The sequence below is a fragment of the Arcanobacterium wilhelmae genome (assembly GCF_029632765.1).
In the GTDB taxonomy this organism is placed as follows: Bacteria; Actinomycetota; Actinomycetes; order Actinomycetales; family Actinomycetaceae; genus Arcanobacterium; species Arcanobacterium wilhelmae.
This window is the reverse complement of sequence record NZ_CP121247.1, coordinates 522,800-536,377: the sequence shown is the minus strand read 5'-3', so window position 1 is coordinate 536,377 and position 13,578 is coordinate 522,800. Positions and strand designations below refer to the sequence as shown.

14 protein-coding genes are annotated in these 13,578 nt (G+C 62.3%); 7 read left to right on the top strand and 7 right to left on the bottom strand.

Annotation, left to right across the window (positions count from 1 at the left end; genetic code table 11):
* Nucleotides 1-138: 138 nt before the first annotated feature.
* From hpf to mtrA, 5 genes are all read right to left on the bottom strand, one after another.
* Nucleotides 139-798 (bottom strand): ribosome hibernation-promoting factor, HPF/YfiA family, encoded by a 660-nt coding sequence (gene hpf, locus P8A24_RS02245; protein ID WP_278059302.1) that lies wholly within the window; start codon nt 796-798, stop codon nt 139-141.
* A gap of 179 nt (nt 799-977) precedes the next feature.
* A complete protein-coding gene (locus P8A24_RS02240; RefSeq protein ID WP_278059300.1) occupies nt 978-1,676 on the bottom strand; it encodes a ComF family protein in 699 nt (232 codons plus the stop codon).
* A 51-nt stretch (nt 1,677-1,727) separates the two neighbouring features.
* Nucleotides 1,728-3,401, bottom strand: coding sequence for an LpqB family beta-propeller domain-containing protein (locus P8A24_RS02235; protein ID WP_278059298.1), 1,674 nt, complete (start codon nt 3,399-3,401; stop codon nt 1,728-1,730).
* Nucleotides 3,398-5,020, bottom strand: a complete 1,623-nt coding sequence (gene mtrB, locus P8A24_RS02230) for an MtrAB system histidine kinase MtrB (protein WP_370870594.1) — start codon at nt 5,018-5,020, stop codon at nt 3,398-3,400. Before mtrB ends, P8A24_RS02235 begins: the two co-directional genes overlap by 4 nt.
* Nucleotides 5,017-5,697: an MtrAB system response regulator MtrA gene (gene mtrA / locus P8A24_RS02225; RefSeq protein WP_278059296.1), complete on the bottom strand. Its 681-nt coding sequence runs from the start codon at nt 5,695-5,697 to the stop codon at nt 5,017-5,019. The genes mtrB and mtrA overlap by 4 nt, the downstream gene beginning before the upstream one ends.
* A gap of 194 nt (nt 5,698-5,891) precedes the next feature.
* On the opposite strand from mtrA, the gene P8A24_RS02220 reads away from it, so the two are divergent.
* From P8A24_RS02220 to P8A24_RS02200, 5 genes are read left to right on the top strand one after another with little or no spacing between them, the layout of a single operon-like run.
* Nucleotides 5,892-7,034 (top strand): DUF7847 domain-containing protein, encoded by a 1,143-nt coding sequence (locus P8A24_RS02220; protein ID WP_278059294.1) that lies wholly within the window; start codon nt 5,892-5,894, stop codon nt 7,032-7,034.
* On the top strand, nt 7,034-7,624 hold the full coding sequence (locus P8A24_RS02215; RefSeq protein WP_278059292.1) for a DUF4129 domain-containing protein: 591 nt from the start codon (nt 7,034-7,036) through the stop codon (nt 7,622-7,624). Before P8A24_RS02220 ends, P8A24_RS02215 begins: the two co-directional genes overlap by 1 nt.
* Nucleotides 7,621-8,664: a DUF4350 domain-containing protein gene (locus tag P8A24_RS02210; protein ID WP_278059290.1), complete on the top strand. Its 1,044-nt coding sequence runs from the start codon at nt 7,621-7,623 to the stop codon at nt 8,662-8,664. Before P8A24_RS02215 ends, P8A24_RS02210 begins: the two co-directional genes overlap by 4 nt.
* Entirely contained in the window at nt 8,661-9,605 is a 945-nt protein-coding gene (locus P8A24_RS02205) for an AAA family ATPase (RefSeq protein ID WP_278059288.1), read from the top strand. The genes P8A24_RS02210 and P8A24_RS02205 overlap by 4 nt, the downstream gene beginning before the upstream one ends.
* Complete coding sequence (locus P8A24_RS02200) at nt 9,605-10,858, top strand: DUF58 domain-containing protein (protein ID WP_278059286.1); 1,254 nt, start codon at nt 9,605-9,607, stop codon at nt 10,856-10,858. Before P8A24_RS02205 ends, P8A24_RS02200 begins: the two co-directional genes overlap by 1 nt.
* Here the strand turns inward: P8A24_RS02200 and P8A24_RS02195 are convergent.
* The gene (locus P8A24_RS02195; protein ID WP_278059284.1) at nt 10,855-11,817 is read right to left on the bottom strand and encodes a stage II sporulation protein M; all 963 of its coding nucleotides are present in this window, start codon (nt 11,815-11,817) and stop codon (nt 10,855-10,857) included. The genes P8A24_RS02200 and P8A24_RS02195 overlap by 4 nt on opposite strands.
* Before the next feature lie 44 nt (nt 11,818-11,861).
* Here P8A24_RS02195 and P8A24_RS02190 point away from each other — a divergent pair, with 44 nt between their 5' ends.
* Complete coding sequence (locus P8A24_RS02190) at nt 11,862-12,692, top strand: RDD family protein (protein ID WP_278059282.1); 831 nt, start codon at nt 11,862-11,864, stop codon at nt 12,690-12,692.
* Here P8A24_RS02190 and P8A24_RS02185 read toward each other — a convergent pair whose 3' ends face one another.
* Nucleotides 12,693-13,115: a DUF3499 domain-containing protein gene (locus P8A24_RS02185; protein ID WP_278059280.1), complete on the bottom strand. Its 423-nt coding sequence runs from the start codon at nt 13,113-13,115 to the stop codon at nt 12,693-12,695.
* A gap of 45 nt (nt 13,116-13,160) precedes the next feature.
* On the opposite strand from P8A24_RS02185, the gene P8A24_RS02180 reads away from it, so the two are divergent.
* Complete coding sequence (locus P8A24_RS02180) at nt 13,161-13,565, top strand: metallopeptidase family protein (RefSeq protein WP_278059278.1); 405 nt, start codon at nt 13,161-13,163, stop codon at nt 13,563-13,565.
* Nucleotides 13,566-13,578: the final 13 nt, after the last annotated feature.

The following is a 13,578-nucleotide window of genomic DNA, read 5'->3' as shown; positions in this document are numbered from 1 at the left end:
TTAGCAAGTCTATAGTAGCGAAAACCCAAATCATCTCCCCAGGCAAAGTGACCGGGGCGACACAATCTCTTGTGTCGCCCCGGCCCGAGGACGCGTGGCACCGCGCGTACTCACGCGGCATCAGCGTTCTGTGTGGGGTTACTTCTCGCCTGGCCCAAAATCAGCGGTGGTGGCATCCAGGCGGATGATTCCGTACGTCCATCCACGACGGCGGTATGCGGCGCACGGCTGCTTCGTTTCCTCATCGATGAACAGGTAGAACGGGTGGCCCACCAGCTCCATCTCATCGATCGCCTGCTCGACGCTCATCGGACGTGCCTCGTAGAGCTTCTGGCGAACGATCGCCGGAGAATCGCCAAGCTGGCTCTCGATCGCCTCACCCGGCTCTGTGGGAACCGTGCGCTCCTCAACCTCCGGAGCCTCAGGCTTCTTGGACAGCAACTCCTCCACTGGCAGATCCGCGGGAACCTCATCCTTACCCGCCGAGCGACGACGGCGAGCCTTCATCTTCTCGTGCTTACGACGCAGACGCTCAAAGAGTTTCGTGGAAGCGAGATCAAGAGCCGCCAGACGATCCGACGCCGCCGCCTCAGCGCGAACGACCGGACCCTTATCAACCACTGTAATCTCCACCCGCTCCGACGTTTCTGCCTGTGCCGGGTTCGATTCGTGAGCGATCTCTACCTCAACGCGCTGTGCACGCGGAGCGAACTGCTCAACCTTCTCAAGCTTCTCTTCAACATGGGTACGCAGACGATCGGAAACTTCCGCATTGTGACCCTTGACAACGAATTCCACGATGACCTCCTTGTGGTCATTTGACTGTGCGGGATACACCCGCGAGGGACCGACGCTCGGTGTTCACGAGCTACAACCACCTCCTTCACTTCGCCGATGCACCCTTGCATCACCGAAGCATTTCAACCGTTGTTGGTTGCAATCATTATAAGCGACCTGCGCCACATTTTGCTCATCAATTACACCCTCCGCGGATTTTTTGCACTCGCGAGGACAAAAGCCCCAACCACTCGCCCACCGGCGTCGGCGACCGCGTGAGCCGCGCCAGCAAGTGTCGCGCCCGTCGTCAACACGTCGTCAACCAGCACAACATCGCCATTCAACCGCCGCACACTCATCGCACGCGACTTCGCCCCACGCGCCTGAATCCGCAATCCACGTCGCGCCCTACCGAGCGCGACGTCCGCACGCAACTCGATCTCACGCTTCCAGTTTCGCTTCGCCTTGCGCAGGACGTTGGCATACCGCCACCCGCCAAGCTCAGCAACCTGCTGCCCGAGAACGCCAGCAACGAACATCCCTCTGCGCTCCCGCGACGGCGACGACGGAGCCGGAACCACCGTGACGTGCTCGGGCAACGCCAACCCTGCGACGTCGGGAATCAGACTCGCCATCGCATGATCGAGCGGAGCGCTGGCCTGGTTCTTCCAGGAAATAATGCACCGGCGTCGGCGACCCTCGTACGTGCCCAAACAAAACACCGGAAATGCCGGCTCCTCGCCGTCCTCGCGCACAAGCATCAAAAACGGAGCATCGGCACTGCAATCACGCCACCGCGACAAAAACTCCGCACGGCACTCCTCACACAACGGTGTATCCCAGCGCCCACACCCCGCACACCATTGCGGAAACACGAGGTCGAGTAATGTATCGAGCATGCAGCCAGCCTAGCCAGATAAGCCACAACCGCCGCACAGTTTTCCACAAGATCAGCCTGGATACGCCGGCTGAGACAGGACGGGAGTGACCTTCCGCCATGCGCCAGAATCAAACTCCAGCAGATCCCCGCCGCTCTCGACGATCAGCGAATCAACACCGCGCCCGGCCGTGAGCGACTTCGGAACAAATGTTCCAGGAAGGCGCTTCATCGGGCCAAAAATCGGCACCGTGTAGAGCGCCGCATCTGTGGCCCCGGGCTCGGTGCCAATCACTACCACAGTCTGCTCATCAATCCAGGCCACGTCCGTGATTGATGTTAAGCGCACACCCATCTGTGCAATATCAGCAAAGCCACTCGGCACGCCGTCAGCGTCGCGAACCACGCCCAACATGTACACGTTCGACACGCCATTGGCATCGGCAACCGCCATCATGCGGGCACCGTCGCGAGAAACCCGGATCGCGCGGAGATTCGTACCAGCAAACACCGGCACCTGAAATGACAAAACGCGCCCGCCACGCTCAGGGACAGCGAAAACCTTCCCGTCCGACTTCGCTGCGCCGCTCCACACATAGCCGAAACGGTCCGTCGACGGCGGCAACAATGCACCGGAACCACGAACCAGCTCGCGTGCCATGCCAGCGTCGGAAATCGAGTAGATAGCTCGGGATCTCTCCGCAAGCCCAATAACCGGCCCGCCCTGCTCATACGACTGCGCGAGAGCCGTGAGCGTCAGCCCCGCCGGAAGCGCGAGCGCAACACTGCCCGCTTGCCCTGAACCTGACTCGTGAATCTCGCCATTCGCCAAGCCGATCAGTGGATATTGCCCATACGGGTAGATCGGGATGTCTGCGCTTGCCGTTGTCTCTAGGAGAGCACCTCCCGACGAAACATTCACGGAATTAATACCGCCAACACCCTTCAATGTGGCCTTGAACTGCGCAACCATCCGCGCTAATTCCAGATCGTGCAAGCCGGCTGCCTCAGAGGTGAGGTTCACGTTCGCGACCTGATCCACAATGTCAACCTGGGGAGTGGCCAGAGACGTCCCCTTCGGCACAGCGCTCCTGACGGCACCGGTCAGCCACGACGGCGGGCCCGCGAGCAACGCAGTAATCGCCGCTGTCGGCGCACGATCTTCGGGAAAGTAGTAACTCACCGGAACGAGCGCGTCCGCACCCGGCGTCACGAAGTACACCGACACGTTGCGAAAGATCGTCGAGAACAGAGAATCGGGCATGATCACGCCATTATCGAGCGCTGCGATCCGCCACTGGTTCGCAGAATTACGAACGAGTGAAAACTCAGACACGATAGTGGCATCCGTTGCCGACGTCTGATACTCGCCCGCTGCATCCACGCTTGCCTGCGCCGAAGCCGTAAACCGGACTGCGCCAGTTTTCGCACGAGAAAAAGACTGGCTCTCGGCGTCGGGATAAATACGCACCTGAGCCCGAGGATCCCAGCGCGTGACAGCCGAGTCTGACAGGAACTCACGGGCCACCGCGAAATAATCCGAAAAACCAACCGCCGCAGCCGCCATGAACCCCTGGACGATCTCCTCAGGGGTAGCGTTCTGGGCGGGCGACTGCGCCCTAAACGCCACCTTGCCGTCTGAAGCGACCGGCTTCGCCGTCACATACACCGGCCCCGACGTCGGTAGGGCAGCACACCCCGTCAGTGCCAGTACAAGCGCCACAACAAGCGCGTACGCTCGCCTCACTGCTCCTCCTCAACCGGCTCAAGATCTCCCGTGAGCGGCTCCGGCGCTGCAAGCGCAACCGGAGCGACGAAGTGCGCGTGGGGCACCTTCGGAACGGTGAGCAAGAACGTGGAGCCAACCCCGAGCACGCCCGTAGCCTCCAGCGTGCCACCGTGAATCTGGGCGTCTTCCTTCGCGATCGTCAACCCCAGGCCCGTACCGCCCGTCTTTCGCACACGCGAGGAATCCGCACGCCAGAAACGATCGAACACGTGGGCAGCTTGATCTTCATCCAAACCGATTCCCCAGTCCATGACTTCCGCAGCAACAGCCGACTCGTTGCCCACGATCCGCACCGAAACTGGGTTACCCTCCGCATGTTCAAGCGCATTGACGACGAGGTTGCGCAGCACACGCTCAATGCGGCGCGGCTCAACCTCCGCATGCGGATCTCCCTCGACGGTCACAGACACCTCAACATCGTTATCCTGGGCGAGAGGAGCGGCCATCTCCACGACGTTTCGAGCCAGCTCGCCGACGTCGGTGGGCTGGGTTGCCAGCGACGTTCCGCCGGCATCGTAACGGGAAATCTCCAACAAATCAGACAGCATCATGTCCAGATTACGCAGCTGATCATGCTGGAGCTCCGCGCTGCGGCGAAGCGCTGGCGAAAGTTCCTCACGCTTGTCGTAGATCAGCTGGCCAGCCATGCGGATCGTTGTGACAGGTGAACGCAGCTCGTGCGAGACCGCCGAAACGAAGTCTGTTTGCACCTTCGACATGCGCTCCATCCTGGTGAACTGATCCTCGAGCGACGCCGCCATCAGGTTGAAGGACCGGGCGAGCTGCGCAAGTTCGTCGGTTCCTCGAACCTCCATCCGCGCCTCAAACTCGCCCTCCGCCAATTGATGGGCGCTCGCTGATGCTTCCTGGACAGGCTTGAGCACCAGGCGCATGAGGAGCCACGACACGAAAGCGAGGAGCACGATCAGCGCGATCACAGAGAACGTCAGCACCCGGAACGTGGTGCGGATCAACGATTCCTGCGACTCCAGCGAATACGCGGCATACAGTTCGTACTGGCCGGCAGAGGGAATGTTCACCGCGGTGCCGAGGATCAGCCCGGCCACATCGCCGTCACGGCCAGGGACCGACACCGACATGTAGCTCACATCCCCCGCCTTCGTCTTCGCGCGAAGTTCAGGTGTCAGGAGGGAGCGGACCTGCGTGGATGTGGCGACCTGTGGCTCGAGAATCTGCACCGCAGGCGTTGCCTGCCCATCTGAGCGCACAAGAACCGAGCCGATCAGGCCGCGGGTCGGATCGTACATCGACGACACCACGCCGTTCGCGATCTGCTGGAGCTGCCCCGACGTCGGAGACGAGGCTTGCGCAAAGCGATCCTGTGCGATCGTCGCATCGGCAGAAAATTGTTCAATATTCGTCTGCAACGCAGCATTGAACACAGCTCCCCGAATCTGGCTCACAACGATCGCGCCGGCAATGACGAACCCAAGAATGCCGCCAACGACGATGATAATCATCGTTCGAGTTGACAGCGACGACTGCCAGCGCTCACCTATCGCCGCCACACGGCGCGACAACAGAGCGAAAAAGGACGAATGCGTTCGCGGGCTCACGCAGCCGCAGCCCCCGCCCGATAACCGACTCCGCGGACGGTCAGCACCACCTGGGGATCGTCTGGATCTTTCTCCACCTTGGCGCGTAGACGCTGGATATGCACATTCACAAGGCGCGTGTCGGCACTATGGCGATAGCCCCAGACCTGCTCCAGGAGCTCCTCACGAGAGAACACCTGGAACGGCTTTCGGGCGAGAACAGCCAAAAGATCAAATTCGAGCGGGGTGAGATGGAGCAACGTGGTGCCACGGCGCACCTCGTGGCCCTTGAGATCGATCGTCAAATCCGCCACCTTGAGCACATCTGCCTCCGGCTCCTGACGGCGCAGACGTGCCTTCACGCGGGCGAGAAGGACCGAGTTTTCGAAGGGTTTCGTCACATAATCGTCCGCGCCCGCTTCAAGACCCGCGATCACATCCACCGAATCCGTCTTTGCACTCATCATGATGATCGGCACATCTGATTCTTCGCGGAGCTGGCGGCACACGGAAACACCATCGAGACCCGGAAGCATCACATCCAGCAGGACGAGATCCGGATGCTCGGCACGAAACAGCGGCAACACGCTCGAGCCGTTGGCACACACCGTTGCCTGGTAACCCTCCGATTCGAGGAGGATAGCCACCATCTCCGAGATTCCGGGATCATCATCAACGACGAGGATGCGCAAACTCATACCCCACTCCTTTCTGTCGCTCCCTCATATTATCCATGTTTAGTCCTGTTTTTACTATGCCAAAACGGATGTACACTCGGCCCATTCGAGCTGTTTTCCACAGATATCGATCGCAATAGATTGTTCACGTTTGCCTACGTTACGATAAAGTAACTTAAAGGCGACAATGCCATGGCATTATCAATGAAGGAATCATGATGACAACTCCCCCTTCCAACAATCCGTTTGAGCCTGGTTCAACCCCGCAGTGGGAACAACCCAATAGCGGCCAGCCGTACACACCGCAGTACGGTCAGGCACCGTTGGCGAACCAGCCGATGAACGGATACCCACAAGGCCAGGCTCCATATGCGCAACCGGGCGGCCTCCAGCCGTATCCGCAGCAGATCCCGGGTGCACCGACGTCGTTGTTCCCGCTACGCCCGCTCGGTGTGGGCGAAACGTTCGATGCCGCAATGCGCATCATTCGTTTCAACCCGATGGGCCTGGTCGTCGTCCCGATGCTCATCTGGCTGATCGCCCTTGTTGTCAATGCACTCACCGGCGTCGTCTTTGACGGCGCGCCGATCACTGATACGAACGATCCGCAGGCGCTTTCCCACGCGCTCGAATCTACCTCGTCGTGGCCGATCCTCATCAACTTGCTCGTGGGTGGCCTCATGGTTGCCTTGATGACAGGGGCGGCGATGCGCGCAACAGCGAAGGGCGCGCTCGGCCGCAAAGTCAATTTCGCCGAGGCGAGCGCCGATGCTGGCCGCGGCGCCGGCCGCACGATGCTGCACGCGTTACTGTTCCAGATCCTCGTCACCGTCGTTGTTGTGGTGATTTTCGGCGCACTCTTCTTCGCGATGCTACTCAATATTTTCTCGGATACTGCCGCCCTGAAGACGTCTCAAGGTGCAGCGACCGTGATTGGCTCCATCCTGGCCTTCTTCGCGATCGTCTTCCTTCTGGTTATCCTCCTGTACCCGCTCTACTCGCGACTGTTCGTCGTGTACCCGGTGATCGTGATCGAACGCAAGAACGTGTTCAGTGCGATTGGCCGCTCCTGGCAGCTTACGCGCGGTTCGACCGGCCACCTCATCCTTCTCGGCCTGGGCACCCTCGGCATCTGCATCGCCGGTGCGATCGTCTTCGGGCTGATCGGAAGTCTGTTCAGCATTGGGCTTCTGTCGGGCACTGATTCAACCGCCATCGGCATCATCGTCGGGTTCATTACCTCCGTGCTCGGGTCGATCATCTTTGTTCCCTTCTTCCTCGCGATCCAGTCGGTGCTGTACGTGAACATGCGTCTGACCCGTGAGGGAGTCACCCCGGCCGCCTACGTGGAGGCCTGATGTTTCTCGCGAGCATCGACCCATCCGACGCGCAGCGCGCGGCGGAGGCGGAGCTCGCCAAATCCAAGTACCACCCGCGCGAAAGTTTCCTTTCGCGCGGGTGGCGCTGGTTGATGGAGAACCTTTTTTCCGGCGACGCCGGTGGCACAAGATCGTGGTTCGGTTTCATCTGGATCGTGGTTGGTGTAGTTATTGCCGCGCTCGTGGTGTGGCTGGTTTTTCGAGCGTTCCGCCGTACGGGGCGCATCGCACGCTCGGCGCCGCTCGGGCACGAGGTGGAAAAGAGCGCGAATTCGTTGCTGGCGCGCGCCCAGGTGGCGAGCACGCCAAACGAGGCCGTCCTCCTCTATGTCCGCGCGGCGATTGCGCGCCTCCACGAATCCGGACGCATCGTCGTTGCACCGTCGACGACGGCGAGCGAAGCAGCCCAGCTCGCCACCGCCGTCGCACCGGGTGATTTCCTTGCCGCTGCGGCCCTGTTTAACGCTGTCGCCTACGGCCACCACACGGCGACCCTTGCCGATGTCGAAGCAATGCGTTCTCTCGCCGTCGCAACGTTCACAAACAGCCGCCAGGAGGTGACGTCGTGAGCAAACGCCGCTGGTTCGCACTCGCCGTCGTCCTCACGCTGCTGGTTACCCTCATCATCGCTTTGACTCCCGGCCAGCCGCGTAAAGAGGCCTACGCGCCAGATTCCGTGATGCCCGAAGGCGCGGGAGCTTTCGCGGCCCTCCTCGAGGACCGCGGCGCATCGATCGCCTTCCACTACTCGATTTCCGACGCCGTTCAAACGGCGGATTCCTCCACCCTCATTGCTATCCCGTGGTCGGTCGCCAGTGCGCTCAGCACCGAACACGCCGAAATCCTGCGCAACAGCGGCGCGCGCATCGTGATCTTCTCCGATGCCACAACCGCCTCGTTAAAACACTGGGGCATCGACCTCACTCCACGCTGGGCAGGCGCACCCACCGCCTCCGGCTCCGGATACTCGGCCACCGTTATTGGGCCGATCTCCCAGGTCATCGACGGGCCCGGAACGTTTCCGGCAGCGGGCGGCGTCGTCGTCGGCGAGCGAGCGGGCCTTACGCTTGTCGCTGATGGTTCGCTCCTGACCAACGAAAAACTCGCCAAAAACCACAACGCCGCGCTCGGGCTCGAACTGTTCGATTCGCCGTCGATTCTCTGGGTCAGCGTGAACGCGGTGTGGAGCCCTGCAGCACCCACGCCCGCACCCACACTCACGTATCCGTGGGTCATCCCCACGCTGATCGCCGCCTGTGGCGTCGTGCTCTTCGCCGGCGCGTACGCCGGCCGCAGGTTTGGTCCGCTCGTCGCCGAACGACTTCCGTCAGCGGTCGACAGCCGCGAATCGCGGCGCGGCCTCGCCCTGCTCTACTCGAAATCGGCCGACCCAGCACGCGCAGCAGCCGTGCTGCGCGCCGACGCGATCGCGCGCCTCGCACCAAGCGCCGGGATTGCGCGCAACGCAAGCCCCGACGTCGTCGTCGCCACGCTCTCAGCGCACACAGGAGTCGAGCCGGCACAACTGATGAATCTCTTATATACACGTCCCATCACAACCGACGCCCAGTTGGTTGAGATACAACGCGAACTCGAAGGAATCTCATGAGCGACACCCACGACAAATTCATTGCCATCCGCACCGAGATCGCCAAAGCGATTGTCGGCAACGACGCTGCCATCAGCGCCGTACTCGTGGCACTCCTTGGCTCGGGCCACGTGCTCCTCGAGGGGGCACCCGGCACCGCCAAAACCCTGCTGGCGCGCTCGCTCGCGGCAGCGACGTCGCTGCCACACACGCGCGTACAGTTCACCCCCGATCTCATGCCCGGCGACCTCACCGGATCACTCGTTTTCGCCGACGGCACCTTCACCTTCCGCCCGGGCCCGGTTTTCACCTCCGTCCTCCTCGCCGATGAAATCAACCGAACTCCTCCCAAAACCCAGGCGGCACTGCTCGAAGCGATGGCCGAACACCACGTGAGTATCGACGGCTCACCCAAGCCTCTCCCCGATCCGTTCATCGTGATTGCCACCCAAAACCCGATCGAATACGCGGGCACCTACCCGCTCCCGGAAGCACAGGTGGATCGCTTCATGATGAAGGTGAGCCTGTCTCTCCCCTCGCGCGAGGTGGAGCTCGAAGTACTCACCCGCCACGCGGCACACTTCGACCCCACACAGATGGAAACGGCGGGGATCACGCCGGTCGCCTCCGCCGCTGACGTACTCGCAGCCCGAGCCGAAGTCGCAAAAGTTGAGGTCTCAGAGCAAGTGCTCGGCTACATCGTCGATCTTGTCCAGGCAACACGGCATGTGCCGGCCGTCGCGGCCGGCTCCTCTCCGCGAGGCGCCACGTCGCTGCTCGCAGCGGCACGCGCCTGGGCCTGGTTGCAGGGGCGCACGTTCGTCACCCCCGACGACGTTAAAGGCTTCGCGCTTCCCACCCTCGCGCACCGAATCACGCTGCGTTCCGAGGCAGAGCTCGACGGTGCCCGCGCGAGCGACGTGATCAACCAGATCACCTCGTCAGTGGCGGTGCCACGCTAATGTACCTGCGGTTTCCTGCGCTCGTTGCGGCGTTCGGCGCGCTGGTAGTGGCGATAGTGACGGCGTCAGCCACGGCGGCGCTCGCCTACATTGCGTTGCTCGGCACGCTTGCTGTCCTTGACGCCCTACTCGCGCCGTCGCCGCGGCGCGTGCACGTGGAGCGTATCGCCCCGACGTCGGTGCGGCTCGGGCACAGCGCCGAGGTTGCATACTCGGTATCCAGCGAGCGGCGCATCGTGGGCGAGTTCCGCGACGCGTGGCCCCCATCTGCCGGTGTTGCGCCGTCGCGTCACACGTTCGACACGCAAGGTGGGAGTGACAGCGCAAGCGCCACCATGAGCCCGCGACGCCGGGGGACTCTTCGCTCGTCGGCTCTCACGATCCGCACGCGCGGCCCTTTCCGCCTCGCCGGCCGTCAGCGCACGTTTCCGACCGCGTGGAGCCTGCTGACCACGCCCGCGTTCCACTCAGCCTCCGCGCTGCCACAGCGTGTGCGCAAACTGCGCGAGCTCGACGGTCGCGCCCTCCTCCTCCAGCGCGGCGAAGGCACAGAATTCGATTCGTTGCGAGAATATGTGGCCGGCGACGACGTGCGCGCTATCGACTGGCGCTCCACCGCGCGCCTGGGAACCGCGGTCGTACGAACCTGGCTTCCCGAGCGCGACCGGCGCATCCTCGTCGTTCTTGACGCTGGGCGTGCACTCTCGTTGCGCTCAGGAAACGCACCTCTGTTCGACGCAGCGATTGAGACCGCGTTGCTGATGAGTGCCGTCGCAGCGAAGGCAGGCGACTCGCTCACGGTGCTTGCGCTCGACCACCTCGTCCGTGCCCGCGCAAGCGTGTCTCATTCGGCGAACCCGATCTTCGACGTCGGAGCCGCACTCGCCGACGTCGAACCGAGCTCCCTCGCCACCAGCCTCCAGCCCGCACTCGCCGTCGCGCGTTCGATCCGAGCTTCGCTCATCGTGGTTGTGACCGACCCTGCAACAATCGAGCCCGAGCAGTTCGCCGCCCTGCGCACTCTCGCCCCGGTCATCGTCGCAAACCCGCAAATCGACAACCTCGAAAACTCACTCGAGCCAGTGTGGAACGCCTACCTGCGGGCTGCAGACGCGCGCGACCGGCTCACGCAAAGCGGTTACGCCACCCAGCTGAGCCACGGGGGAATCCGCGTGATCACGGCGTACACGCATGATCTGCCTGCGAAAACTGCGGACGCCTACCTCTGCCTGAAAGCAGCAGGCCAACTCTAGGCGGCATAAAGTATGGGCTCGTCGGGCGCCTTTGCACGGCGCCCACCCACCTCATACCAGACGACGAACGCGCCCAGCGCAAGCGCGCCAATCACAACTTTCACCACGGGTGGCAGCGAAGATGGGGTCACGAAACCCTCGACGAGGGCCGACAGCCCCAGCACACCCACCAGCCCGAAGCCGACGAGCAAAGTCTGCTTCCCCTCGCGAGCAAACGCGACGGCGCGCGGGAACGGGCCCGGAGCCAGAATTGTCCAAAACAGTTTGAACCCGGCGCCCGCGGCGAAGAAGATCGCTGTCAGCTCCAGCAGGCCGTGCGGGATGATCAGCCAAAAGAACGTGGGGAGTTCACCAAAGTGTGCCATGATCGCCCCCATTGCGCCGACGTTCACCGCGTTCTGCCAGATCATGTACACCGGAAAGACACCAGTGAACCCCGCACCGACGCTCACGAGCGCGATCCAGGCATTGTTCGTCCACACGATCGCCGAAAAATCCGAATGAGCGTGCTCGGTGTAGTAGCTCGAAAACTCTACTTTCGCTACGTGTGCGAGATCTGCCTCGCTGCCGAGCGCGGCGAACGCCTGAGGATGAGTGGAAAGGTAAAGCGCGGTCGTTACTGCAAGAGCAAGGGTGAGAACAGCGAACCCAGCCGCCCACCAGCGCACACGGAAGAAAGCTCGCGGGAGCTCGCGGCCGAAGAATTGCGCCAGGCCCCGAAGCGAGGAGCTCTTTGCCGACGTGAGCGAGCCGCGCGCAAGAGCCAGGATCCGCGAAACCTCACGAACATCTGCACTCGGCGCACCCTCGGCACGCAGGTACGCAAGGTGACCCGTCACTTCCTTGTACAGTGCCACAAATTCTTCCGACTCTCGCCCCGAGCGCACGCGCTTGAGCGCCAGTTGTTCCAAGCGCGCCCATGTTGGGCCGTGAACACGTGCGAAAGCGATCGAATACATGCCACCATTTTTCCACAAAATATATCGTTCGATAAACTAGGAGGGTGAATGCCCCCGATCTGCCCCCAAACACCGTGATCACCACCGGCGACGGCGTCCCCCTCGAGCTCGAAACCGCCACCGTGTTTTCACGTATGCTTTCCGGCCTCATCGACTACAGCCTCCTGACGATCATCATCCTCCTCACGCTCGGATCACTGGACTACACCACGGTGGTGGATTTCAACGATCCGCAAACCAAGGCGATCTCAACCTTGACGATTGCGATTGGATTAGTGTTCCTTCCCGCGCTGGTCACTGCTGCGAGCGGCGGGCGAACTATCGGCAAGCTCATCACCCGAACACAAGTAGTGCGGGCCGACGGCGGATCGATATCCGTTCGCGATGCACTGCTGCGGTCCCTCGTCGGAATCGGCGAAGTGTGGATGACGCTCGGCGCACTCGCCACAATCGTGGCGGCTTTTTCGAAAACGGGAAGCCGGATGGGCGATCTCTTCGCCGGCACCCTCGTCATCCGGCGCATCCCGGCTCGCCCGCGACAGCGCAACACGCCACTGTCGCCTGAAGTGGAACACTGGGCCAGCAACGCGACGTTCCAGGGCGCACCGGCGTCGCTGGTGAACGCCGCAGCAACGCACCTGGCCGTCATGGAGAAAATGGCGCCAGCAACACGCGAGGAACGTTCGCGCACCCTCGCCGCGCAACTGCGGGAGTACGCAACACCGCACCCGCCGGCTGAAACTGCGGCAGAAATGTTCATTGCTGCGGCACTGGCGGCAATCGCGCGCAACGGTGCCCAGGCGGCGCAGGCTTCGCTGAAGAAAAATCGCACCACCTCCAGCCGAGCCACTGCGCTCCCCTACGGGCTGGAATAGTTACTCTTCCACGGAGTGAATTTCTGGGCCTGCCGGACCGTCGTCTTCCCCTTCGCCGTTGATCACCGCCAAACGCGGGCGCGGCACGTGGCGCGGCACATCTGTTGGCCGTCGAACCTCGCGCTGGGCGCGAACGGGCGGCGGAACCTCCGTCCGTGATGCCTCACGGATCGCGTCCGCAAGCGCAAGCAGATCGTCCGACGACGGCGGTGCTTCTTCAAACTCCGTCTGTAAGCGGATCACCTGCCAGCCCACCGGCATCGTCACCGATTGGGCATGCTGTGCACACAGATCGATCGTCCCCGGCTGCGGAAGCGGGGAGAGCGGACCGATCACGGCAGTCGCCTCGTCGTACCCGTACGTCATCGTTGCGACGGCGGGGTTGGGGCAGTTTCTACGTGAACACCTACGAATTCCTTGCACGATGTGAAGTTACCACCTTTTGACAGGGCGCGATAGGATTGGCGCGTGAAAAGAGCGTATCGAGATCGGCATGGGCGCGGAATCCGCGGATTCCTCCTGGATCCTGCCCTGCCCGCGTGGCGCACGCGCGCCGACAAGTTCGACGATCTAATCGCCTCCGAATTCGCTGCCCTCAACCAGCATTTGGGCGGCCGAATTTCCGATCTTGATGTTGCTGTTCTTGACGTGCCCGAATCGGATCCGGCCCCGTGGGAAGACGGCGTACCCCTCGCCCGTTTCCTCCCGTTCGAGCGCGGAATGGGTAAGCGTGGCCGCCTGATCTTCTATCGGCGCCCGATCGAAACGGCTTCCCGCCGTAGCCCTCAGCCTCGCCTTGTGATCCACGATGTCGTTGTGGACCAGGTGGCCTCGGTTCTCGGCGAGCGAGCCGAGGATATCGACTACTTCTAGCGCCCACCCGCCC